Source organism: Ruminococcus sp. AF17-1AC, from assembly GCF_003461385.1.
In the GTDB taxonomy this organism is placed as follows: Bacteria; Bacillota; Clostridia; order Oscillospirales; family Ruminococcaceae; genus Hominimerdicola; species Hominimerdicola aceti.
The window spans coordinates 265,067-288,991 of the sequence record NZ_QTWZ01000001.1 but is presented as its reverse complement, the minus strand read 5'-3'; the positions used below and the strand labels follow the sequence as shown (position 1 = coordinate 288,991).

At 43.9% G+C, this 23,925-nt stretch carries 29 protein-coding genes; 24 read left to right on the top strand and 5 right to left on the bottom strand.

Going from position 1 to position 23,925, the window contains the following annotated elements; translation table 11 throughout:
* Nucleotides 1-973: 973 nt before the first annotated feature.
* Complete coding sequence (locus tag DWW81_RS01265) at nucleotides 974-1,942, bottom strand: aldo/keto reductase (RefSeq protein WP_117896435.1); 969 nt, start codon at nucleotides 1,940-1,942, stop codon at nucleotides 974-976.
* 207 nt (nucleotides 1,943-2,149) lie between these two features.
* Between DWW81_RS01265 and ylxM the strand changes: the two genes are divergently transcribed.
* From ylxM to DWW81_RS01235, 6 genes are all read left to right on the top strand, one after another.
* On the top strand, nucleotides 2,150-2,545 hold the full coding sequence (gene ylxM, locus DWW81_RS01260) for a YlxM family DNA-binding protein (RefSeq protein ID WP_022286621.1): 396 nt from the start codon (nucleotides 2,150-2,152) through the stop codon (nucleotides 2,543-2,545).
* A gap of 33 nt (nucleotides 2,546-2,578) precedes the next feature.
* A complete protein-coding gene (ffh, locus tag DWW81_RS01255; RefSeq protein WP_022286622.1) occupies nucleotides 2,579-3,946 on the top strand; it encodes a signal recognition particle protein in 1,368 nt (455 codons plus the stop codon).
* Between the two features lie 67 nt (nucleotides 3,947-4,013).
* Nucleotides 4,014-4,256, top strand: a complete 243-nt coding sequence (rpsP, locus tag DWW81_RS01250) for a 30S ribosomal protein S16 (RefSeq protein ID WP_022286623.1) — start codon at nucleotides 4,014-4,016, stop codon at nucleotides 4,254-4,256.
* Nucleotides 4,257-4,369: 113 nt separating this feature from the next.
* Nucleotides 4,370-4,603: a KH domain-containing protein gene (locus DWW81_RS01245; RefSeq protein WP_022286624.1), complete on the top strand. Its 234-nt coding sequence runs from the start codon at nucleotides 4,370-4,372 to the stop codon at nucleotides 4,601-4,603.
* A gap of 54 nt (nucleotides 4,604-4,657) precedes the next feature.
* Nucleotides 4,658-5,017: a sulfite exporter TauE/SafE family protein gene (locus tag DWW81_RS01240; protein WP_242989537.1), complete on the top strand. Its 360-nt coding sequence runs from the start codon at nucleotides 4,658-4,660 to the stop codon at nucleotides 5,015-5,017.
* A 33-nt stretch (nucleotides 5,018-5,050) separates the two neighbouring features.
* Nucleotides 5,051-5,407: a sulfite exporter TauE/SafE family protein gene (locus DWW81_RS01235; RefSeq protein WP_147338947.1), complete on the top strand. Its 357-nt coding sequence runs from the start codon at nucleotides 5,051-5,053 to the stop codon at nucleotides 5,405-5,407.
* Here DWW81_RS01235 and DWW81_RS01230 read toward each other — a convergent pair.
* Together DWW81_RS01230 and ruvX are read right to left on the bottom strand one after the other, a co-directional pair.
* Nucleotides 5,366-6,226: a metallophosphoesterase gene (locus tag DWW81_RS01230; protein WP_117896434.1), complete on the bottom strand. Its 861-nt coding sequence runs from the start codon at nucleotides 6,224-6,226 to the stop codon at nucleotides 5,366-5,368. The genes DWW81_RS01235 and DWW81_RS01230 overlap by 42 nt on opposite strands.
* Nucleotides 6,189-6,620 carry a Holliday junction resolvase RuvX gene (gene ruvX, locus DWW81_RS01225; protein ID WP_022286628.1) on the bottom strand — a complete coding sequence of 144 codons (432 nt, stop codon included), beginning with the start codon at nucleotides 6,618-6,620 and terminating at the stop codon, nucleotides 6,189-6,191. The genes DWW81_RS01230 and ruvX overlap by 38 nt, the downstream gene beginning before the upstream one ends.
* Before the next feature lie 302 nt (nucleotides 6,621-6,922).
* On the opposite strand from ruvX, the gene DWW81_RS01220 reads away from it, so the two are divergent.
* The 17 genes from DWW81_RS01220 (at nucleotide 6,923) to DWW81_RS01140 (ending at nucleotide 20,589) form a co-directional block, all read left to right on the top strand.
* The gene (locus DWW81_RS01220) at nucleotides 6,923-7,639 is read left to right on the top strand and encodes a hypothetical protein (protein ID WP_117896433.1); all 717 of its coding nucleotides are present in this window, start codon (nucleotides 6,923-6,925) and stop codon (nucleotides 7,637-7,639) included.
* 149 nt (nucleotides 7,640-7,788) lie between these two features.
* Nucleotides 7,789-7,992, top strand: coding sequence for a hypothetical protein (locus tag DWW81_RS01215; RefSeq protein WP_117896432.1), 204 nt, complete (start codon nucleotides 7,789-7,791; stop codon nucleotides 7,990-7,992).
* The gene (locus DWW81_RS01210; protein ID WP_117896431.1) at nucleotides 7,985-8,257 is read left to right on the top strand and encodes a type II toxin-antitoxin system YafQ family toxin; all 273 of its coding nucleotides are present in this window, start codon (nucleotides 7,985-7,987) and stop codon (nucleotides 8,255-8,257) included. The genes DWW81_RS01215 and DWW81_RS01210 overlap by 8 nt, the downstream gene beginning before the upstream one ends.
* Before the next feature lie 143 nt (nucleotides 8,258-8,400).
* Nucleotides 8,401-9,357, top strand: coding sequence for a type I phosphomannose isomerase catalytic subunit (locus DWW81_RS01205; protein ID WP_117896430.1), 957 nt, complete (start codon nucleotides 8,401-8,403; stop codon nucleotides 9,355-9,357).
* 10 nt (nucleotides 9,358-9,367) lie between these two features.
* Nucleotides 9,368-9,613, top strand: coding sequence for a hypothetical protein (locus tag DWW81_RS01200; RefSeq protein WP_117858428.1), 246 nt, complete (start codon nucleotides 9,368-9,370; stop codon nucleotides 9,611-9,613).
* Nucleotides 9,614-9,641: 28 nt separating this feature from the next.
* Nucleotides 9,642-10,601 carry an ROK family glucokinase gene (locus DWW81_RS01195; RefSeq protein WP_022286632.1) on the top strand — a complete coding sequence of 320 codons (960 nt, stop codon included), beginning with the start codon at nucleotides 9,642-9,644 and terminating at the stop codon, nucleotides 10,599-10,601.
* 28 nt (nucleotides 10,602-10,629) lie between these two features.
* Nucleotides 10,630-11,427 (top strand): hypothetical protein, encoded by a 798-nt coding sequence (locus DWW81_RS01190; protein ID WP_117896429.1) that lies wholly within the window; start codon nucleotides 10,630-10,632, stop codon nucleotides 11,425-11,427.
* 10 nt (nucleotides 11,428-11,437) lie between these two features.
* A complete protein-coding gene (locus DWW81_RS01185) occupies nucleotides 11,438-11,956 on the top strand; it encodes a hypothetical protein (protein ID WP_117896428.1) in 519 nt (172 codons plus the stop codon).
* 41 nt (nucleotides 11,957-11,997) lie between these two features.
* Nucleotides 11,998-13,665: a dihydroxy-acid dehydratase gene (gene ilvD / locus DWW81_RS01180; RefSeq protein ID WP_022286635.1), complete on the top strand. Its 1,668-nt coding sequence runs from the start codon at nucleotides 11,998-12,000 to the stop codon at nucleotides 13,663-13,665.
* A 39-nt stretch (nucleotides 13,666-13,704) separates the two neighbouring features.
* Nucleotides 13,705-14,184 (top strand): hypothetical protein, encoded by a 480-nt coding sequence (locus DWW81_RS01175; protein WP_117896427.1) that lies wholly within the window; start codon nucleotides 13,705-13,707, stop codon nucleotides 14,182-14,184.
* An 87-nt stretch (nucleotides 14,185-14,271) separates the two neighbouring features.
* Complete coding sequence (locus tag DWW81_RS01170) at nucleotides 14,272-15,540, top strand: dihydroorotase (RefSeq protein WP_117896425.1); 1,269 nt, start codon at nucleotides 14,272-14,274, stop codon at nucleotides 15,538-15,540.
* Nucleotides 15,541-15,567: 27 nt separating this feature from the next.
* Nucleotides 15,568-16,503: an orotidine-5'-phosphate decarboxylase gene (gene pyrF / locus DWW81_RS01165; RefSeq protein ID WP_117896423.1), complete on the top strand. Its 936-nt coding sequence runs from the start codon at nucleotides 15,568-15,570 to the stop codon at nucleotides 16,501-16,503.
* 21 nt (nucleotides 16,504-16,524) lie between these two features.
* Nucleotides 16,525-17,007 (top strand): hypothetical protein, encoded by a 483-nt coding sequence (locus DWW81_RS01160; protein ID WP_117896421.1) that lies wholly within the window; start codon nucleotides 16,525-16,527, stop codon nucleotides 17,005-17,007.
* A 17-nt stretch (nucleotides 17,008-17,024) separates the two neighbouring features.
* Complete coding sequence (locus tag DWW81_RS01155) at nucleotides 17,025-17,798, top strand: dihydroorotate dehydrogenase electron transfer subunit (protein WP_117896419.1); 774 nt, start codon at nucleotides 17,025-17,027, stop codon at nucleotides 17,796-17,798.
* The gene (locus tag DWW81_RS01150) at nucleotides 17,791-18,702 is read left to right on the top strand and encodes a dihydroorotate dehydrogenase (protein ID WP_038671065.1); all 912 of its coding nucleotides are present in this window, start codon (nucleotides 17,791-17,793) and stop codon (nucleotides 18,700-18,702) included. The genes DWW81_RS01155 and DWW81_RS01150 overlap by 8 nt, the downstream gene beginning before the upstream one ends.
* Before the next feature lie 145 nt (nucleotides 18,703-18,847).
* Complete coding sequence (locus tag DWW81_RS01145) at nucleotides 18,848-19,369, top strand: DUF4358 domain-containing protein (RefSeq protein ID WP_117896417.1); 522 nt, start codon at nucleotides 18,848-18,850, stop codon at nucleotides 19,367-19,369.
* Between the two features lie 17 nt (nucleotides 19,370-19,386).
* Nucleotides 19,387-20,589, top strand: coding sequence for a transglutaminase domain-containing protein (locus tag DWW81_RS01140; RefSeq protein WP_117896415.1), 1,203 nt, complete (start codon nucleotides 19,387-19,389; stop codon nucleotides 20,587-20,589).
* A gap of 214 nt (nucleotides 20,590-20,803) precedes the next feature.
* Here DWW81_RS01140 and cysK read toward each other — a convergent pair whose 3' ends face one another.
* Both cysK and DWW81_RS01130 read right to left on the bottom strand, forming a co-directional pair.
* Nucleotides 20,804-21,736, bottom strand: a complete 933-nt coding sequence (gene cysK / locus DWW81_RS01135; RefSeq protein WP_038671060.1) for a cysteine synthase A — start codon at nucleotides 21,734-21,736, stop codon at nucleotides 20,804-20,806.
* Between the two features lie 163 nt (nucleotides 21,737-21,899).
* Entirely contained in the window at nucleotides 21,900-22,613 is a 714-nt protein-coding gene (locus DWW81_RS01130) for an acyl-ACP thioesterase domain-containing protein (protein WP_117896413.1), read from the bottom strand.
* Between the two features lie 172 nt (nucleotides 22,614-22,785).
* Here DWW81_RS01130 and DWW81_RS01125 point away from each other — a divergent pair, with 172 nt between their 5' ends.
* Nucleotides 22,786-23,907, top strand: a complete 1,122-nt coding sequence (locus DWW81_RS01125) for a metallophosphoesterase (protein WP_181982632.1) — start codon at nucleotides 22,786-22,788, stop codon at nucleotides 23,905-23,907.
* Nucleotides 23,908-23,925 lie beyond the last annotated feature (18 nt).

Below are 23,925 nucleotides of genomic sequence, written 5' to 3'. Positions count from 1 at the left end.
CACAGCACAGAGTTACTGCAATTTAAGGATACTCTCAAATTTACAATTGAATATTTTGCAACTTTTATATAAGGAGTGATCGACATGATCGGTTACAGAAGGTTTGCAAATAAAATTTAGACAGGAGTGTTTCCAATGCACAATTTCAGCTTTTCAGAGGTAAAGAAATAAACTGAAAGAGTGATTCCAATGTAAAATTTAGCTTCTGAACATAAAAAGCTCACAGAGCTATAAAAATCAAATAAATTTCGAGGAGTGGTGCATATGAAAATGCACAAAAGGAACTTGAACATGAAATAGAATGGAGTGAGTCCGCCAAGAAATTTACGAGCTTAATGCTCTTACTGATTTGATTTACTGACTAAGATTTTTCTAAAGATCATATAATATACTGAAGGAGTGGTGCGTTATGAAAATGCACTCAAGGCTTTTGAACATCTGATATTTGGAGGTGAATCCGCCAGTTACTTCAGCAAGGCTTATCTGATATGATGAGCATGAGATCTTGAAATTATGCGAAAGGCGATAATTCCAATGGAAATGTAATAAATTTCATTGACAATAAATTTCACGAAAGGTGTTAAGTCCAATGGCACGTTAAGTTTTATCTACTGAGGCATAACTTAATATTTTGAAAGGAAATAGATCCAATGGAAAGGTAATTTGCACTTAGAGATTATTTTTACCGAAAGGAAATAGATCCAATGGAATAGCTTATATTATGCGGACAGAATTTTACTGAAAGGCGTGAGTCCAAAGTACAATTTAGCATGAGTTTACGACTAGAATTTTCAGAAGGGCGTAATACCAATGGCATAATCAATATGAACGTACATACTTAACTATGTGGTGTATTCAGATATCACATAGTTAAGTTTTTTTGTGTAAGAGGTTGGACGTCGAGGACGCCGTCCCCTACAACGTATCAAGAATAAATAAAGCACCCTGCGGATCAATGCAGAGTGCTTTTATTTTATATCATATTTTCAAGGAAAGCCACTGTCTTTGGATCGTATGTAAGATCCTGCGCTTCCATATCCTCGTCAAGCTGCCACAGCTTTGTTACTGCGAAAACTGACGATACAAAAAACGGCTGGCTGTTCAGATAGCCGAGGGTTATCTTTGCCGGAGTGTCCCCCGTCTGCTCGCTGAGCTGTTTTACCTTTGCAAGTCTTGCAAGATTAGCAGGGCCTGCATACTGTCCCTCAGGGAGATTGTTTGCAGCGTCGCCCTTTGCAAGCTTTGCAAAAAAGCCCTTTGCCTGCGGGGAGAACGCCATAACAGGAAAATCATGCTTCTTGTACCAGCGGAACTCCTTTGTATCCATACAAACAAGAGTATTGTCACCGAAAGTTTCAACGCTCGAATGAGCAAGGCTGTAGTTTATCTGACTGATCCTGATAGGCTCCATACCGTTTTCCTCAGCAAACTTATTCGCTTCCTCTATCCTCTGAGTTGTCCAGTTTGAAACACCTATAAAATGTATCTTTCCGCTCTCATAAAAATCATTGAGAACTGGCATTATCTCTTCCACAGGTATCTTCGGGTCGTCACGATGAAGAAAATAAATATCCACATAGTCAACGCCCAACACTTTCAGGCTTTCTTCAAGATCCTTTGTAAGCTCTTCCCTGCTAAGACGGCTTTTGTCCATATGACCCATTTCAGGGTGACCACCCTTTGTGGCGATACAAATTTTTTCACGATTATTTCTGGCTTTGAGCCATCTGCCTATTACGCCCTCACTGGAATTGTGACCATTCTCCAGCCAGTCGCAGTAAACTCTTGCGGTATCGATACACCAACCGCCAAGCTCTGCATATTTGTCGAGAAACTCAAAATACACATCGTCACAATCGTTTCTCTCAAAACCTGCCGCACCAAAAGTCAGGGCAGGGACTTTCATTTCATATCTGTCGTTTTTCAACACATAGCTTATCATATACTCTTCCCCCTTGGCATACAATTTCCTATACTATTTATCATCACTATGTCTACCGATAAACTATTATACCATATAAAAAGGACTTTTTCCACAGAATTTTGTTAAATTTTATTTTTTCATAAAAACCCCTTGACAAGTCGGTAAACTTGATATATAATTGTAAAGGTTTATGACTTTACAGAAATCCATTAGGAGGTAAGCGGTATGAGTAAAAATTTGCAAAACAGCGTTTTGCTCGACTTGTATGGCTGCCTGCTCACTGATAAACAAAACGAGATCATGGATCTTTATTACAATGACGATCTGTCGTTGGGAGAGATCGCCGCTCAGCTAGATATCTCAAGACAGGGCGTTCATGATGCTATAAAAAAATGTGAAACTGCAATGGCTGATTATGAAGAAAAGCTAGGTCTGCTAAAACAGCAGGAGGCTTATCTGGCAGAGCTTAAAGAGTTCAAGGCTCAGGCTATGGACGTTTTTAACGAGTGTAAAAAAAAGAATTATGCGAGAGATATCGCCGAAAAGGTGATAGTGCTTCTTGAAAATCTCGATTCTAAGCTTGATGAATTTGACAACGCAGAATATACCGAAGAAGAATAGATATAGATAAAAAAATTATACGGAGGACAGCTTATGGCGTTTGAAGGACTTTCAGAAAAACTAAACGGCGTGTTCAAGCGTCTTAAATCAAGAGGTAAACTTAGCGAAGCCGATGTAAAAGAGGCAATGCGTGAAGTTAAAATGGCTCTGCTTGAGGCTGACGTTAGCTACAAGGTAGTAAAAGATTTTATTGCCAAGGTAACAGAGAGAAGCGTTGGCGAGGAAGTGCTGAAGAGCCTTACTCCTGGTCAGCAGGTCATAAAGATAGTTAATGACGAGCTTATAAAGCTCATGGGCGAGGCTAACTCGAAGATAAACTTCCCTAACAAGCCGCCTTGCATCATAATGATGTGCGGTCTTCAGGGTTCAGGTAAAACAACACACGCTGCGAAGCTTGCGAAGATGTTCAAGAAAGAGGGCAAGCGTCCTCTGCTTATAGCAGCAGACGTTTACAGACCTGCGGCTATCGAACAGCTAAAGGTTGTGGGAGAGAGAGCCGAAGTCGCAGTATTTGAAATGGGTCAGATAGACCCACGAAAGATAGTAAAAGAGGGTATCAAGCACGCCAAGGATTACGGCAATGACCTTGTTATCATAGATACGGCAGGACGTCTTCACATTGATGAGGAGCTTATGAACGAGCTTAAGGACATCAAGAAGATCGCTGAGCCGAACGAGATAATGCTCGTTGTTGACGCTATGATCGGTCAGGACGCTGTAAAGGTAGCTTCAAGCTTTGACGAGGCTCTTGGTATCGACAGCGTTATCCTTACAAAGCTCGACTCTGACACAAGAGGCGGTGCGGCGCTTTCAGTGCTTGCTGTAACAGGTAAGCCTATCAAGTTCGTTGGTATGGGCGAAAAGCTTGACGAGTTTGAGGCTTTCCACCCTGAGAGAATGGCTTCAAGAATACTTGGCATGGGCGATATGCTCACACTTATCGAGAAAGCTACTCAGACAGTTGACGAAAAGGACGCCAAAAAGCTTGCAGAAAAAATGCAGGAAAAGGGCTTTGACCTTAACGACTTGCTGGAGCAGATGAAGCAGATACAGAAAATGGGTTCTATGAAATCCATTATCAGAATGCTTCCAGGCGCAAACAAGGTAACAGACGAGCAGGTGGAGCAGGGCGAGGTTCAGCTGAAAAAAACTGAGGCTATGATAAATTCAATGACAAGGGCTGAAAGAGAAAAGCCTGCGATCATTGACCCTAAGAGAAAAAGACGTATCGCTGCCGGAAGCGGCACGCAGGTATCTGACGTAAATCAGCTTTTAAAGCAGTTTGAACAGATGCAGAAAATGATGAAGCAGTTCGGTATCGGCGGAAATCTTCACGGAAAGAAATCCAGAAGAAACAGAGCGGCACTTCTCAAAGGACTTGGCGGCGGAATGCCACAATAGTTGATAAGCTATCAGCAATCAAGTGATTGATTTGATATATGAAGTTTTTTATGGAGGTGAAAATACAATGGCAGTAAAGATCAGACTCAGAAGAATGGGTGCTAAGAAGGCTCCTTTCTACAGAATCGTAGTTGCTGATTCAAGATATCCAAGAGACGGACGTTTCATCGAAGAGCTGGGCTACTATGACCCAACTAAGGAACCTTCTGTACTCAAGGTTGACGACGAAAAGGCAAAGTCTTGGATCGCTAACGGTGCACAGCCAACTGATACAGTTAAGGCTCTTCTCAAGAAGAACGGCACTATCTAATAGCTGACAAGACAATTCAGACGGTGAGCCACCTATCCCACCACTTCGCTTGCCGTTTTCGGCGGGGAAAACGCTTCCCTGCCGCATTTTCGTGGGAGAATGGAGATATTTTTATGAAAGAATTACTCGAAACTATAGTTTCTGAGCTTGTTGAAAACAAGGACGCTGTTGAGGTCGTTGTTGACGAGCCTAACGCAGAGGGTATCGTGGTTTATCATCTTCACGTTGCTCCGGACGATATGGGCAGAGTTATCGGCAAGCAGGGCAGGATCGCAAAGGCTATAAGAGTCGTAATGCGTGCCGGTGCTTCCCGTGTGGATCAGAAAATAATGGTAGAGATAGACTGATAGTTCAGTGAATAAATCATCACCCCGTACAGATAATAGTATGGGGTGATTTTTTTGCGTATAAATAAAAAATGCTTCAATGCGCTCACAGGTATAGCCGTGGGGATATGCAACGGTTTTTTCGGTTCGGGCGGTGGAATGATAGCAGTGCCTATGCTTGAAAAAGGCGGCAGTGAGGCGAAAAAAGCTCATGCCACGTCCATTGCTATAACGCTTCCACTGTCTGTCATAAGCGGACTTATATATTTCAAGGGCGGCAGTCTTGACTTTTGGCAGGCAGTGAAATTCATACCACTTGGGATAGTTGGTGCAGCAGTGGGTGCAATGCTCATGAAAAAGCTTTCAAACAGCCTGCTAAAACGTATTTTTGGCGCACTTATGATAATTGCAGGCGTGAGGATATTTATGAAATAGGGTGATATTACGGCTTGGTATACCATATGTGCGGTGGCTTTTCTTACAGGTGTTTTCGCCTCCATGGGTCTTGGGGGCGGAATGGTGCTTATAGTTTATCTGACGGTGTTTGCAGGCTTTTCGCAACTAGCGGCGCAGGGGATAAATCTTGTGTTTTTTATCCCTATCGCAATAATAAGCCTTGTGCTTCACACGAAAAACAAGCTTGTGGAATGGAAAAAAGCCGTTCCCGCAGTTTTGTGGGGAACGGCTGCTGTTATCATATCAGCATGGCTTGCAAACAGGATAGAGCAAAGCCTGCTTTCAAAAGCTTTCGGTATTTTCCTTATCCTAATGGGACTGAAAGAACTATTTTTCAAGGGTGAAAAGCACAAGTTCAAAAGGGTCTGAGAAACGCTGTGTCCAGCCACTATTGCCCACTCCCCTTGACACCACAAGGGTTGTATCGTTCACGCTGTAAGTGCCGTCGGTGTATTTCGGGAATAGACCCTGACCGGGTGCATAAAGACCATTCACAAGGGGTAGCCTTATAAGTCCGCCATGTGCGTGACCTGTGAAGTCGATATCAATATGCGTACCATACTGCACTGCCGTTTTGCTGAAATAGTTGCAATCCTCAGGATAGTGGTTTAGCAGTATGACAAAATCCTCTGTGACCTGAGAAAAAGCCTTGCTGTCATTTTCCATATTGTCAAAGCCCAACAGGCTTATAGTATCACCATTTCGTGTGAGTGTGGTATGCTCGTTATAGAGGACGTTTACACCATAGCTTTCACAACCTGCAACAAACTTTTCCCTTTCCTCCTGAGAAAGATTATATTCGTGGTTGCCCATAACAAGATAGACAGGACATATGTCAGGGAGCTTTTTCATAAACTCAAGGGAGCGGTCAACATCGGGAAAAATCTGATCCACGCTGTCCCCTGTAACAAAGATATAGTCAGGCTCACAGTCTTTGACCTTTTCCGTCAGTCTGTCTATGTAGCCCTTGCCCCACTCGTTGTGGAAGTCAGATATCTGAACTATCTTACAGCCCTCGAAGCCCTCAGGCAGATCGTCAAAATGCGCTGACAGCTTTTTGACCTCGATATAGGTATTCGACCAAACGAAATCGGCTAATATCATGACAGCAAGCACTATTATAACTATGAGTATATTCCTTTTCTGCTTTTTAGTCAGCCTGCTTTGCTTTTTTTCTTCTGTATTCAAGATAGCCCTCCAAAATTATCGTTGCGGCAACTGTATCTACAACAGCCTTTCTTGCCTTTCCCCTGACGTTTGTTTCGTTAAGGATATTGTGTGCTGTGACAGTTGTGGAACGCTCGTCCCACATTCTCACCGGCAGGTCGGTACGCTCTTTCAAAAGCTCAGCAAATGCCCTGCACTTCTCTGCTCTTGGACCTTCCGTGCCGTTCATGTTTATAGGCAGACCTACTATTATCTCACCTGCGCCGTATTCAGCCGCCGTCTGAGCCGCCTTATCTGCGAGCCTTTCGGCGTTTCTCTCAGGAACAGTGCCGATAGGAGAAGCAAGAAACTCAGAGCGGTCGCTTATTGCAAAGCCTGTTCTTGCGTCACCATAATCTATTGCCATTATTTTCATTTTATGTACCTCTATATCAAGACTTTTCTTATCATTATATCATAATACTGTCTGTAAAGCAAGTTCTAAAGCAGAATTTAGGAAATTAAACTGCAAGGACGCAATGTGGAAAAGCTTTCTGCAGATCATTTTCTCAAAAAAGTAAAATAGTTCCTTAAATACTGTGATTATTTGTGCATTATGGTTATTGATTTTTATATTTAATTATGTTATAATGCTTTATTATCAGAGGGTATGCACAAATATCAGGGTTAGGTTTTGTGCAAAATTATATTTTGTAAGAATTTGAAAGGAAAAAGAAAATGAAGAAATTTTTATCGGCAGCAATGTCTGCTATCATCGCCTGCGCTTCAATATTCTCATGCACACTGACTGCTTTTGCCGAAGATGCAGAAACTGAGGACGTTACAATAGATTGCTCCTCCGCAGAAGCCGCAAGCAATTGGACACAATCTCTCACCATTGAACAGGGCGACTTCAATGCTACAAGGCTCACAAAGGATTCAAAGATAGTTGTTACATTCAACAGCGAGGACGTAAACGAAAAGTCAGGCAACAAATACAGTGCAGAGCTTATTTTTCAGAGCTGGGAGAATACAACTACATCAGTGGCACAGGACGGTGCAGTTTGGGCAAAGATAGCCCCTGTTGAGTTTGACGAAACAACGGCTACATATGACTTTGAGTCTATCGCAACTGCATACGGCACAGATGATTTTAGCCAGGTATACAAAATAATGGTAGGCGCAACTGACAGAGCGAAGATAACGGTGACCGGTGTAAAGATAACAAACTGCAAGACAAAGACTTATGCAGAAAAAGAAGAAAAAGACTCAAAGGGAACAAACCCTATTATCATAGTTATTGCGGTCATTGCAGGAATCGCTATCGCAGTTGTGGTAATTGTGATAATCATGAACAAGAAGTCAAGCGAAGCCTTTGACGTAAGCACCGGCAAATTTGTAGACAAGAAAAACCTTTTTGACGAGTCTAAGAACGATGAGGACGAAAAGAAGTAAAAAATAACGCTGTCAGCAGGAGAACGAGCAGTTCGTTCTCCTGCTTTTTTCGTCAAAATACGTCGCAAAATTGCTTGACAACATGGTTTGATGTGGTATAATAAAAGCAAGAACGAAACAATTAGTCAGATATTTAAGGAGGCAGAGCTATGAGTACAAAAGAACTTGCATACAGTATGATAGACAATCTCACAGAAGAACAGCTCAATGCTCTTATTGTTATCTTGCAAGGACTTCAGAAAGAAGAGCCTAACAAAGAAACAAAGAAAGTCCTTGACGAAGCCAAAGAGGGTAAAAATCTCGTTGGTCCGTTTGATTCGGTAGACGAGCTTTGGGAGAGTCTGAATGCTTAGGATAACTTATCACAACAAATTCAAAAAAGACTTCAAAAAAGCAAAAAGCCGTGGTCTGAATATGTTGCACCTTAACGAAGTCATTACCATGCTCGCTGAGGAACAGCCACTTCCGGCAAAATACAGAGAGCATTCACTGACAGGCAATTACAAGGGTTTCCTTGAATGTCACATTGAGCCTGACTGGCTTCTAATATATGAAAGACGCAATGAGGAACTTATATTGCTTCTGTATAGAACAGGAACTCACAGTGATCTGTTCTGATAGGTCATAGGATATTTTTTAACATCACAGCAGGAGGACGAGCAGTTCGTTCTCCTGCTTTTTTTATACCAGAAATATTGACTTATAGACGGAGTTATGGTATTATATTAAAAGGTATATTTATTAATTGGAGGCTATATAAAATGTCAATATTTAAACTTGATCCGGCATTTAAGGACTACATCTGGGGCGGTACCAGACTTAGAGATGAGTACGGCAAAAAGTGCGATTATGATAAGGTCGCAGAGAGCTGGGAGCTTTCTTGTCATAAGGACGGTCCAAGCGTTGTGGCTGACGGTGAATACAAGGGTCTGACACTCAACGAGTATATCGAAAAGGCAGGCAAGGGCGTTCTTGGCAAGAACTGCGAAAGATTTGAGAACTTCCCTATCCTTATTAAGCTCATTGACGCTAAGGACAATCTTTCCGTACAGGTACACCCTGACAACGATTATGCAATGAGAGTTGAAGGCGAATACGGCAAGACCGAGATGTGGTATGTTGTTGACTGTGACGAGGGTGCTACTCTTCTCTATGGTTTCAAGCACGAGATAACAAAGGAAGAATTTGCAAGAAGGATCGCTGACAACACGCTTCTTGAAGTAACAAACGCTGTACCTGTTAAGAAGGGCGACGTTTTCTTCATCAAGTCAGGCACGCTCCATGCTATCGGCAAGGGTATCCTTATTGCTGAGATACAGCAGAATTCAAACACTACATACAGAATTTATGACTATGGCAGAGTTGGCAAGGACGGCAAGCCTAGAGAGCTGCACGTTGACAAGGCTCTTGACGTAACAAAGCTTGCTCCTGCTGAGCAGTATCCTGAGACACCTGTTGAGAAGAAGGACGGCTATGACATAAAGCGTCTTTCAAAATGCGAATACTTCACAACATACAGGGTGAACGTTGAAACAAAGGCTGAGCTTGACGCTGACGAAAACAGCTTCAACAGTATTCTCGTTCTCGAGGGCGAGCCTGTTATCAGCGGTGGCGAAACTGTTTGTGCAAAGAAGGGCGAAAGCGTATTCATTTCAGCAGGCACAGGCAAGTATACTGTTGAGGGCAAATGCACATTCGTGCTTACAAAGATAGACTAAGGTGAGATAAATGCTTAAACTTGACCTGAAAAAAGAGATAGGTGAGCTTGGCGCACTTGTGATCGCTTTTATTATCGGATTTGTGGCAAGCTCATTTTGGATAGGTCTTATCAGCTTTGTAGTGCTGGAACTTGTGTATCTTCTGGTATATGACGCCATAGCAAAAAAGGCTGAAGCCCAAAAGCCAAAAGAGGAAAAGGAAGAGATAAACTTTCACGAATATGACGATGACACTGAGAGCGATAACGCTCAGTAAGCTCAGAAAATAAAAGGGAGAAATTATTATGAAGTATTACATTGGTATTGATCTTGGCGGCACTAACATCAAAGCAGGTGTTGTAAATGAAGAATTTGAGATAATCGCAAAGGCTACCTGCAAGACCAATCTGCCAAGACCTGCGGAGGAGATCTGCGAAGATATGGCTAAGGTCGCTTTGGAAGCTGTAAAGAATGCAGGGCTGGAGATAGAGCAGATAGAGTCTGTAGGTATCGGCACACCTGGTACTGCAAACTCTGACACAGGCGTTATCGAGTATTCAAACAACCTTGGTTTCCTTAACTTCCACGTTGTTGACCTTATGAAGAAGTTTATCGACAAGCCTTGCTATGTTGAGAACGACGCTAACGCTGCGGCATACGGCGAGTATGTTGCAGGTGCAGCAAAGGGTGCGAACGACGCTGTTTGTATCACTCTGGGCACAGGCGTTGGCGGAGGAATAATCATTAACGGAAAGATATATTCAGGCTTCAACTTTGCAGGTGCTGAGATAGGTCACACTGTTATCGACCCTAACGGTCCGCAGTGTACTTGCGGCAGACACGGCTGCTTTGAGGTATTCTCTTCTGCAACAGGTCTTGTAAGAATGACAAAAGAGGCTATGTTCGAGGACAAGGACTCTATCATGTGGAAAATGAACGAAGAGGACGGCAAAGTTTCTGCAAGAACTGCGTTCAACGCTATGAGAGCAGGCGATAAGGCAGGCAAGGAAGTTGTTGACAAATACATAAAGTATCTTGCTTGCGGAATCACAAACACAATAAACATCTTCCAGCCTGATATACTCTGTATCGGCGGCGGCGTATGCAACGAAGGTGACCCTCTGCTTTTGCCGCTGAAAGAGCTTGTGGCTAAGGAAATTTACACAAAGAATTCAGCAAAGAACACTGAGATAGTTATTGCAAAGCTCGGAAATGACGCAGGCATAATCGGTGCGGCATTCCTTGGACTTTCACACAAGAAATAAATAACAAAAAAGAAAAGGGGCAACTACAATGGGATTATTTGATAAGCTTTTAAAGGGTGCGGTTGACGCAATAGACAACGCTGCGGCAAAGAACGGCAATGGTCCGACAGGACTGAAAGACCTGTTTAATCAGGCTATGGACAAGAAAAACGAGGCTATAAACGGCTCTTCAAGCACCACAACTTCAAGCAAACCAAGCACTGCAACCACTTCAAGTTCAAGCAAGAGAAGCAATTGTGCTTATACAAGACCGAAATATACCACACCGCAGGAAGTTCTTGACACAGCGAGCATTCCTGCAAAGCCGTCAAGGAAAATAGAATTTGAGGTTTTTGACGGTGAAAACGCTGAGATAAGAGTGAAGGTAACATTCAACCTGAGCGGAGATTTTCTTGAAACGGCCGGAGATGTACACTATCTGGCGTCATATCTTCCGACCATTGATGATGATTATGATGCAGATTACTCTGACTCAAATACTCCGCTTTTTGGAGTTTTAGATGTAGATGACGAAATAATCTATAACATGGCAGAGAAATTTGATAAGGGTGGCGTACCTGAAAATGCAATGATGTTCCTGCCTGTCAATGACATGGGTCCAAGAGCACGCTTCAAGGCAAAAGTCGAAAACAGAGGTAAGATTGAATATTTCTATTATTGTCCGCTTTACGACTATATGCCTGGCTTCAAGACCTGTTTCACCGTAAGCTACACTCATAATGTTGTGGGCACTCCACTTGAGAAAAAGCTTATGGCGGCTGTTGATGAGACTGTCCGCACAATGCAGCGAGAAGTAGTTTCAACAGAAGACAGACCATTCCGCTAAGGAGGACAAAATGAAGTTTAGTATAATAGGATTTATACCTACTTTGCTTTTGCTGATACCTGCGGTGATAGCCTGTTTCAAGACACCTGCCGACAAGCCTGAGCTTGAGGACGAGAACATTATCGTTTTTATCGCAAAGTGCGTGGGCAGATTTGGCTGCATAGGCTATATGTGCCTTGCTATCGGAGATTACAAGGTAGGCTTTTCAAGCAAGCTGCTTTTCATAATATGGGCTGTTGTTGCACTGCTCGTTATCGCACTTTATTGGGTGCTTTGGATAAGGCAATATAAAAAAGGCAATCATTTTGAAGATATTTACGGCACTGGGATCCCGCTTTTCATTATCCCTGCGGCATTCGTGCTTGTGACAGGTATCTTCTCAATGAATTTTATGCTTATCATATTCTCAGTGCTGGATATCGTTTGCGAATACTGCTCTGCATACGGTGTAAGAAAGCGTCTGCACCCTGCAAAGACAGAGGAAAGCTCAGACGAGGCTGAAACAAAAGAAAATGAGGACGGAGAATAATACCGCTCTCAGTAATATGTTTTTCAAAAGAGGTAATAAAAATGGCGTGTAATTATTTTTGTGACGGAGTAGATAAAGCTCCACAGAGATCACTTTTCAATGCTCTTGGCATGACAAAGGAAGAAATGGACAGACCTCTCGTTGGTATCGTATCTTCATATAATGAGATAGTTCCTGGTCACATGAACATTGATAAGATAGTTGAAGCTGTTAAAATGGGCGTTGCAATGGCAGGCGGAACACCTGTCGTATTCCCTGCTATCGCTGTTTGCGACGGTATCGCTATGGGTCACATGGGAATGAAATATTCTCTCGTTACCCGTGACCTTATCGCAGACTCAACAGAGTGCATGGCTTTGGCTCATCACTTTGACGCTCTTGTTATGATACCAAACTGCGACAAGAACGTTCCCGGTCTGCTCATGGCAGCCGCAAGAGTAAACGTTCCTACTATTTTCGTATCAGGCGGTCCAATGCTGGCTGGTCACGTTAAGGGCAAAAAGACTTCCCTTTCAAGTATGTTCGAGGCTGTTGGTACTTACAACGCAGGCAAGTTCACTCTTGATGACGTTGAGGAATTTGAGAACAAAGCCTGTCCGACTTGCGGAAGCTGTTCAGGTATGTACACTGCCAACTCTATGAACTGCCTTACAGAAGTTCTTGGCATGGGTCTTAGAGGAAACGGCACTATCCCTGCTGTATATTCTGAAAGACTCAAGCTTGCAAAACACGCAGGTATGCAGGTAATGGAGCTTTACAAGAAGAACATCAGACCAAGAGATATCATGACAAAGGACGCTTTCATCAACGCTATCACAGCTGATATGGCGCTTGGCTGTTCAACAAACTCAATGCTTCACCTCCCTGCTATCGCTCACGAGTGCGGAGTAGAGCTTGACCTTGACTTTGTAAACGAGATATCAAAGAGAACGCCAAACCTCTGTCACCTTGCTCCTGCCGGTCACACATACATGGAAGACCTCAACGAAGCAGGCGGAGTTTATGCAGTTCTCAGTGAGCTTAACAAGAAAAACCTTATCAACACAGACTGCATGACTTGCACAGGCAAGACAGTAGGCGAGAACATCAGCGGCGTTGTAAACAAAAACCCTGAGCTTATCAGACCAATAGACAACCCATATTCTCAGACAGGCGGTATCGCTGTTCTCAGAGGCAACCTTGCACCTGACACCTGCGTTGTTAAGCGTTCAGCCGTTGCGCCTGAAATGCTGGCTCATGAAGGTCCTGCAAGAGTATTCGACTGCGAGGAGGACGCTATCGCCGCTATCAGAGGCGGCAAGATAGTTGAGGGCGACGTTGTCGTTATCCGTTACGAGGGACCAAAGGGCGGTCCTGGAATGAGAGAAATGCTCAATCCTACATCTGCTATCGCAGGCATGGGTCTTGGCTCAACTGTTGCACTTATCACTGACGGACGTTTCAGCGGTGCTTCAAGAGGTGCTTCTATCGGTCACGTTTCACCTGAGGCAGCCGTAGGCGGTCCTATCGCACTTGTTGAAGAAGGAGATATGATAGCAATAGATATCGACAACTGCTCTATCACACTTAAAGTATCTGACGAGGAACTTGCTGAAAGAAGAAAGAACTGGAAACCAAGACAGCCAAAGGTAACAACAGGCTATCTTGCAAGATACGCTTCACTTGTAACTTCTGCAAACAGAGGTGCTATACTTCAGATAAAGGACTAATATCCGACACAAAATAATAAGGGAGAAAGGCGAAATAATATGAAAAAATTCATTTCAGGCTTGCTTGGAATACTCTTTGTAGTTCTTGTAGTAGTAGGTGTTTTCATCTGCACATATGTATTCAATCAGCCGTCAAGATCAGGCGATTCAAGAGAGCTTATCTCTGGAACATGGACAGATAAGGACGCAAACATCACTTTTGAGTTCTCTGACGAGGGCGATTTCACTATCACTCACGCTGATGACAAATCAGTTATCGCAAAGGGCTGGTTTAAAATTCAAGAGGACGGGGGAAGCGGAAAGATACAGCTTCTTGTAAATCCGTCTGACAGAGATACAACTGTTGATATCGGTCTGAGAATGAAGTTCTTCTCGACTATTTCCTACAAAAACCTTTCTGTACCGTCTGAGGACGAGGGCGACAAGGTCGCTACCTGCAAGTTCATCTTCCAGAACTCTGACGGAGTTTACTCTTGCGAGAGAAAAGACTCTGACGGCTCATTCTACGACGGCAAATAACGAATTTTCAAGGGCTACGGCTGAACGATATGTTTAGCCGCAGCTTTTGTGCAGTAAAGACTTGATTAAGATAAAAAAGGAGTAAAAATGGAGCTACTGATCAAAAATATCCGTGCCTGCGACCCGCAGACAGGGCTTGACGGTATAACGGACATAGGCATTGACGGAGGAAAGATAGTCAGCCTTGGAAAAACTGACGAGCATGCTCAGAGAGTTATCGACGCAAAGGGCAAGCTTTGTGCATTGCCTGGGCTTTTCGATATGCACGTTCACTTTCGTGACCCAGGTCTTACCTACAAGGAGGACATCATCACAGGTGCGAACGCCGCAAAGGCTGGCGGTTTCACAGGTGTCGCTTGTATGCCGAACACAAAACCTCCTATCGACTCCCCTGAGGGCGTGAAATACGTTTTTGAAAAGGCAAAGAAAACAGGTATCGACGTTTTCCCTATTGCCTGCGTTACAAAGGGCATGAAAGGTCAGGAGCTTTGCGACTATGACGCACTCAAAGCCGCAGGAGTTACCGCCATTTCTGATGACGGCAGACCTGTTGAGAACGCTGAGCTTATGCGTCAGGCTATTGAAAAAACTAATGAAAACGGTCTTATCGTGACTTCTCACTGCGAGGACCTGAAGATAATAAACGGTGGTATCATCAACAAGGGCGAGATATCCGAAAAGCTTGGAGTAAAGGGCATGGACAGAGCCTCTGAGGACTATATCACAGCCCGTGAGATATGCCTTGCAATGAGCTGTAATGCGAGAGTTCACATATGCCACGTTTCCACCAAAGGCTCTGTGAACATCATAAGAGCGGCGAAAAAGGACGGCGTTAAGGTCACCTGCGAAACTGCGCCGCACTATTTCACATTCACAGATGAAAAGCTTTTAGCCCGTGACGCAGATTTCAGAATGTCGCCTCCACTTAGAACTGAGGAGGACAGGGCGGCTGTTGAGGAAGCTGTTCTTGACGGCACTATCGACTGCATCATCACCGACCACGCTCCACACTCCGCAGAGGAAAAGGCTGACTTTGAGAAAGCTCCAAACGGTGTTGTGGGACTTGAAACTTCTCTTGCAGCTACGCTTACAAAGCTTTATCACAGCGACAAATGCGGTCTTGACAAGATAGCAGAGATAATGTCGGTAAATCCGAGAAAGATAATGGGACTTGAGCCTATCAAAATAGCAGTTGGTGAAAGATGCGACCTTTGTATCTTTGACCCTGACTATGAATGGGAAGTTATCCCTGCGGAGCTTAATTCAAAGAGCAAAAACAGCGTGTTCAAAGGCACAAGGCTCAAAGGCAAGGTAATGTACACAATATGCAGAGGAAAGCTCGTTTTTGAGCTTTAAAATAAAATATCCGAAAGGAAGATAAAAATGGCATTTGACAGACTTATTGAAAATATCGTAAAGACACAGAACCCGTCAGTAGTGGGGCTTGACCCAAAGCTTGACTATGTTCCTGAATACATCAAGGAAAAGAAGTTCAAGAAATACGGCAAGACGCTCAAGGGTGCGGCAAAGGCTATATGGGAATTCAACAAGACTATAATCGACGAGATACACGATATCTGCCCTGCTATCAAGCCACAGGCTGCATACTATGAAATGTATGGCTACGAGGGTGTAAAGACACTTTACAAGACTATACAGTATGCAAAAGAAAAAGGTATGTTCGTCATGACAGACGGAAAGAGAAACGATATCGGCGCAACTATGGAAGCTTACGCAATCGCACATCTTGGTCTTACTGACGTTGGCGGCGAGCTTATTGAGGCTTTCGGTGCAGACGCTCTCACTGTAAACGGCTATCTCGGCTCAGACGGAATAAATCCGCTTCTTGACCAGTGCAGAAAATATGACAAGGGCATTTTCGTTCTTGTAAAGACATCAAACAAGTCAAGCGGTGAGCTTCAGGATCTTATGATAGGCAACAAGACAGTTTATGCCACAATGGGCTCAATGTGCGAGCTGTGGGGCAAGGACGTTATGGGCAAGTATGGCTACAGCGGTGTTGGCGCAGTTGTGGGTGCGACTTATCCTGAGCAGCTTGCTGAAATGAGAAAGGCTCTGCCGCACACATTCTTCCTTGTACCGGGCTACGGTGCACAGGGAGGCGGTGCTGAGGGCGTATCAAAGGCATTTGACGATCACGGACTTGGTGCGATCGTAAACTCCTCCCGTGGCGTAATGTGTGCATACAAGAAAGAGGATAACTGCGACGAGCACGATTTTGCAAAGGCTGCAAGACGTGAAGTTATCAGAATGAAAGAGGATATAATCTCATATCTGCCAAAGATCACACTTGAATAAACACTAAAGGAGTGACTGAGTATGACAGCAAAGGGCGTTATATTGTTTACAGCGACGGTGGGAGCATTGCTTTTATGCTCCTGCGCAAAGAACGAGGATACAAGCTCTTTGACGGAAAGTCAGCAGGAGCAAAGCGATTTTCCAAGATGTATCGTAGGCGAGTGGAAATGCCGTGAAACGCCCCTTGACAACAGCGAGCTTTATTCGGGCTATCTCAGCCTTATTATCCGTTCAGACGGCAACTATCTCATGTATGACGCAGAAGCAGGCAACCCCTGCTTAAAAGGCACTATCGAAATGGACGGCGACGATCTTGATCTTATCTTTGTTGATGACAGCGGAGTGGATTTTGCGCCGCCTGCCGGTTGGGAGAATATGTCCAAAAGGCAGGAGATAGGCTATTTTGCTGACTCTTACACGCTAAAGCTTACTTATACTGATAATGATAACTCGGTCACTCTCGTTTTTGATGCGGTGAACGCTCCGAATGAAGTAAAGAACTAATACAGGGAGGATTTTTAATGTACAAGCAGGGTAAATACCCAATAGTTTCAAAAAAGACCCTTGCAAAAGGAATTTTTGACATTGAGATATACTGTCCGCACATTGCAAAGGCGGCAAAGGCAGGACAGTTTGCACAGGTGCAGGCTGAGGGCTTTTTCCTCCGCAGACCTATCTCTATTTGCGATATCGACAAGGACAAGGGTACTATCCGCCTTGTTTTTGAGGTAAGAGGTCACGGCACTGACAAGATAAGCGAGCTTAACAAGGGCGACCTTGTTGACATTATCGCACCGCTGGGTAACGGCTTCAAGGTGCTTGAAAAGGGCAAAAAAGCTGTCTGTATCGGCGGCGGCATAGGCACGCCTCCAATGGTGGGCATTGCAAAGGAATACGGCGAGAACGCCACTGTTATAAGCGGTTTCAGAAACGCTGCGGCTGTCATTTTGCAGGAGGACTTCAAGGCTATGGGCTGTGACGTTCAGCTTTGCACTGACGACGGCTCGGCAGGAAGAAAGGGCTTTGTTACTGACGCACTTCTTGATGTGCTTAAAAGCGAAAAGCCTGATATCGTTTATGCCTGCGGTCCAATGATAATGCTCAAAAATATCACGAAGATATGTGAGGAAAACGGCATTTACTGTCAGGTATCTCTGGAACAGAGAATGGCTTGCGGCGTGGGTGCGTGTCTTGTATGCGTATGCCGCACTGTCAAGGACGGTCAGGAGTTCAATTCTCACGTTTGCAAGGACGGTCCTGTATTCGACAGCGAGGAGGTAGTGTTTGATGAATAGGATAAATGTGAATTTCTGCGGAGTTGAGTTCAAAAACCCTGTTATCCCTGCAAGCGGCACGTTCGGCTACGGCAGAGAGTACGAGCAGTTCTATCCGCTTTCCAAGCTTGGAGGAATATCCGTAAAAGGCACTACGCTTCACCGCCGTGAGGGCAACCCAGGTCCTAGAGTTGCGGAAACTCCAAGCGGTATGCTCAATTCTGTTGGACTTCAAAACGGCGGCGTTGACAAGTTCATAAACTATGAGCTTCCAAACCTTGTAACAAAGGACACAAGGATAATAGCCAACATAGCAGGCTCAACTATCGAAGAATGTGCAGAGCTTGCAGAAAAGCTCAACGGCACGGCTGTTGACATGATAGAGCTTAACATATCCTGCCCGAACGTAAAACAGGGCGGAGCGGCATTCGGCACCGACTGCAACGTTGCAGGTGCTGTCACAAAGGCTGTAAAGGACGTTACAGAGAAGCCGCTTATGGTAAAGCTTTCGCCGAACGTTACGAGCATTGTGGACATTGCAAAGTCTGTTGAGGCAAACGGTGCGGACGCTGTTTCCCTTATAAACACGCTTCTCGGTATGCGTATCGACATAAAGACACGCCGTCCTATACTGAAAAACAACGTGGGCGGACTTTCCGGTCCTGCGGTGTTCCCTGTTGCCGTAAGAATGGTATGGCAGGTGGCAAACGCTGTTAAAATACCTGTTATGGGCATGGGCGGTATCGCCACATGGGAAGACGCCATTGAAATGATGATGGCAGGCGCAGGAGCTGTTCAGGTAGGTGCGGCAATATTTGCTGACCCTTATGCACCTGTGAAGATAGCCGAGGGTATGCAGAAATTCTGCGAAGACAACGGTATAAACAACATCTCTGAGATAGTTGGAACTGTTAAGCCTTGGTAACAACATTGTAAAATATCCGTCTTTTTACAGGGCGGATATTTTTATGGTGTTTTTTCTTACGAATTTCTTAAATCCATTGAAAACAGCTTGCAAAAATGCTATAATTTAAGTCGTCAGGAAAGGCTGACAGAGAAAGGGGAAAGATATGTTTCTTAGAGTACTTTGCGTGATAACATCTGCACTTACAGTTCTTACCACGCTTTCAATGACATCATGCGGAGCAGACAACGCCATTTCGTCTGAGGCCTCCGAAAGTGCTGTTACATCTACGGCAGACAGCGGTAAAACTGCAAAGGATATCCTTTCGGCAATAGAGGGCGACCACATGGACGCTTCGACTTTTTACGGTGAGGACAGCTTCACAAAGAATACCGAAAAGCTTTATGGTATAGAAGCTGACAAGCTCAGCGACGGAGGAATACTTTACTCCTCTGACGGCAATTATGCTGACGAGATATCAATGCTCAAAATGGCTGACGGAAGCAGTGCAAAAAGCCAGCTTGCAGACAGGCTGAGCTACAGACTTAATCAATATGAAAACTACAAGCCTGAAGAAACAAAGAAAATACAGGCGGCAAAGATATTTCAGGCTGGAGATTACTGGGTGCTTGTTATCTCTGACAATGCTGACGAGATATCTGACGAGATAACAGACATGATAAATTAAAAAACGGAGGAAAGAAAATGACAACAGCGAAAAAAATACTTACCCTCGCACTTTGTCTGACCTGCCTTACAGCGGGTATGACAGGTTGTGCAAAAGATAAAAGCAGTTCTGATACTAAAATTACTAAAAGCACATCATCACAATCAGAAAGCAGCGACAGCGAGAAGATAAAAGAACTTAACGACAAGCTTGAAAAGCTGGAAAACACGCTTTCTAACATTCTGGGGGAGGATATATTTGATCCCGCAGACGGTGACGGCAACGTAAATGGTGAGATACACCCTATCTATGATGATACGGCAGTGGTTGAAGCTTACAAGTCGGGTGATGATTCAAAGCTCACTGACGATAAGGACAAATACATACTCAAAGAGCTAAAAAAGGCTGTGGGCGAGATAATCAAAGACGGCATGAGCGAATATGACAAGGAAAAGTCTGTTTATGATTATGTGTTCTCTCAGACCCACTTTAATGACGATTCTCTTGTGGCGATATCTGATGACAGTGAAGATGACGAGTCATACAATCCTTACGGATTTTTCCATGACCACTCTACTATCTGTGTAGGAAACGCAACAACAATAAAGCTGTTTTTTGATGTTCTGGGTATCGACAGCAAGATAATACACTCAACAGAAAACGGCGAACACGCTTGGAACGTTGTGAAGGTAGACGGCAAATGGTATCACCTTGATGTGACATTTGACGGCGGCAACGAAGCTCCTGACTACGCATATTTCAACGTACCTGACACTGCAAAGGACGACGGCTCTTATCCTTGGAACAAAGAGGACCTCCCTGAATGCAATTCAACTGACGATTGCTACATATGCAAGAATGCCAAGAAGCTTGACAGCGTTTATGATATACCTGAGCGCATAAAGGAAGCAATGTCAAACAAAGGAAAAACTGTATATATGTCACTGGACGTGCCTGAGGGAGCAGGCAGCACTGCAGTTGCGGAGCAGGTCACAAACATAATATCAAACTTTTACATTGACGATTACAACGTCTCTTCCACACCTGTTATTGACGCAGGGGACAATGTTTGCTTTGGAATTTCTTTAAATTCGGCAGATGATGACGATTCGGATAATTCTTATGACACAGACAATGCACTCGGCATTGATTACGACAAGCTTTCAAAGGCTTTCTCAGATGCTCTCGGAATAGATTATGAGTATGAGCCTGATTATTCTGATAATAACATAATGGGTTAAAGCTTATAAGGGGATTCTTTAAGGCAACACCGCACAAAGCCGTCAGGTGGGCTTTGTGCGGTGTTGCCTTAATAAAAGCCGCAGGGCATACAGCGCAAAAACTGTATACCCTGCGGCTTTTTATATCGGATTTGATCGAAGAAAGCTTGCCCATTGGGTCAAACGTCAGCTTGCCTGACTGTCTGCCCTTTTCCGATTTTATATGTTTGAGAAATCAGCTCTCGAAAAGTGCTGTTGAAAGATATCTCTCACCTGTATCAGGGAGAAGTGCAACGATAGTCTTGCCCTTGTTCTCTGGTCTCTTTGAAAGTATCTCGGCTGCTTTAAGTGCTGCGCCTGATGAGATACCAACAAGGATACCCTCTGTTTTAGCGAACTTGTTGCCTGTCTTGAAAGCGTCCTCATTCTCGATAGGAAGGATCTCGTCATAAACCTTTGTATCGAGGACATCAGGAACAAAGCCAGCGCCGATACCCTGAATTTTGTGTGGACCTGATTTGCCCTGTGAAAGAACAGGTGAAGTTGCAGGCTCTACTGCTACGATCTTAACGTCAGGGTTCTTTGATTTGAGATACTGACCAACACCTGTTACTGTTCCGCCTGTGCCAACGCCTGCGATAAAGATATCTACCTTACCGTCTGTATCTTCCCAGATCTCAGGACCTGTTGTTGCAAAGTGAGCGGCTGGGTTTGCTGGGTTTACGAACTGACCGAGGATAACTGAATTCTCGATCTCGCCTTTAAGCTCGTCAGCCTTCTTGATAGCACCCGTCATGCCCTTTGCTCCTTCTGTGAGAACTATCTGTGCGCCATATGCCTTAAGAAGATTTCTTCTCTCGATACTCATTGTTTCAGGCATTGTAAGAATTACCTTGTAGCCCTTTGATACGCCCACAGCCGCAAGACCGATACCTGTGTTTCCTGATGTAGGCTCTATAATAGTTGCACCTTTCTTGAGAACGCCCTTCTTCTCAGCTTCCTCGATCATTGCAAGTGCAACTCTGTCCTTAACGCTTCCTGCCGGGTTGAAATATTCAAGCTTTGCAAGGATAGTTGCGTCAGCCTCTACTGCCTTTTCAAAATTAACTGCTTCGATTATTGGAGTTTTTCCGATAAGCTCCGAAACGCCCTTATAGATCTTTGACATTTTAATCTACCTCCGATATGAAAATTATTTTATGCGGTTTTCTGTACCGCTTATGTTTGCTATGGTTATACTATATCACTTTATTCCTACTATGTCAATAGGATTAATATGCTTTCTGTGTTTTATACAACAAAATCAGCTTATTGCAAGCTTAAATTGTGCATTATGACCTATAATCATACTCAGTAATGCAATATGGCTTATTATTTTCATCACAAAGCTCCACAAATTTTCTGCCCTCATCGGTATAAACAAGAGCCTTTATGACTTTACCACGCTTCAAGGGATTTTTATATTCCACACGGATACGCTTCACAGCTGACTCGTTTTCCACAAACTCGTCTGTTATGTCAAGATATCTCGCATTATTGACGTGTTCGTTCATGTCGATATAGCATTTCAACACAGGGATATCCTCATACACCTGTGGCTCAGTATCAGGTAGGGCTATCTTTCTTGGAAGATACTCCATATCAAGCTTTGGATAGAGCTTCACCCTATCAACAAGCTCCTGTGGAGCTTTTATAGGCCGCTGAGAGGTCTTGTCCATGAAAGCGCCAGAAGCTATAGACTTCACGCAGATATCACCGTTTTCGTCATATATAACGGTGTTTCTGTAGCCATACATTCTTTTTAGCTCATAGGTCCATGTTTTGACGGTGAGCTTTTCGTTTTGCTCAGGTCTGCGGACGATATCGAGCTGTCTTGACACAAGAAACATCACGCAGTTTTCTTTCTCAAAAAAAGGCGACATAACAGGGTGAGTGTCAAGGTGGATAACAGAGCAATCCTGCAAAAGGTCCACAAGGCAGCTATTTCTTATTATGCCATGCGAACCTATCTGGCTGCAATTTACAGTGCGTTTCATTTCATACATATTGCTTTCCTCCATTCTGCTATATGATAATTATACAACTTATTGTCGCTTTTTTCAACAGCACATAGGTACAAATGTTAACAGAGGTAAAGAATTGTTAAAAAAAACTCGTTGAAATTAGTCCGCTTTGCTACTTATAATGATATTACAGCAATTTTACAGGAGGCAAAATATGTTTTTATGGTTAATGATAGCTATTCTTGTGGCGGTCTGCTCTGTGGCTGGCTTTATTTATCTCACAAGAAGAATATCAGTTTTTGGCTTTATAAAAAAGCTTTCAAAGGATAAAAAGGTACTTAAATACGCCATAAGTGCAGGTCTTATAGTGCTCACAGGCGGCATAATATGGCTTATATGGGACTGGATAAATGCGATAATCTGTTTGCTGCATCTTGTTATATTCTGGCTTTTATGCGACTTGTTTGTGTTCATTGGAAAGAAGATATCAAAGAAACAGGCAAGCAAATGCCTTGCAGGCTTTATCGCCGTGCCGCTGACGGTGGTTTATCTTGCGGTGGGCTGGTATCTTTGCAGCAATGTGTGGGAAACTGACTACACTCTCAAGACAGACAAGAAGTCGGGGGATATAAGGATAGTTCAGTTTGCAGACTCTCACGTTGGCACAACGTTCCATGGGGACGGCTTCGCAAAGTACATGGAAGAGATACAGAAGCTTGACCCCGATGTGGTGCTTATAACAGGCGACTTTGTTGATGATGACACATCAAAAGAGGACATGATACAGTGCTGTGAAGCTCTTGGCAAGCTGAAAACAAAATACGGCGTTTATTTCTCATTTGGCAACCATGACAAGGGATACTATGACCCTTCGTATCGTGGCTACAGCGGTGACGATCTTATTGCGGAGCTTGAAAAGAACAATGTCAACGTATTACAGGACGACACCGTGCTTATCGACGATCGTTTCTACATAATAGGCAGACAGGACAGGTCTGAGGAAATGGAAAAGGGCGGTCACAGAGCATCTATGGAAGAGCTCACAAAGGATCTTGACAGCTCGAAGTTCACAGTTGTAATGGATCACCAGCCTTGTGATTATGACGCTCAGGCGGCGTCAAAGGTAGACCTTGTTTTGTCAGGTCACACACACGGCGGTCAGCTCATACCAATAAACTTCCTTGGCACTCTCATCGGCGGCAATGACCGCACATACGGCTATGAAAAGCGTGAGGACACCAACTTTATCGTGACATCAGGCATTTCAGACTGGGCGATAAAATTCAAAACAGGCTGCAAGTCTGAGTATGTTGTTATTGATGTTTCGGAGAATTAAATAGCAGGACAAAGCAAA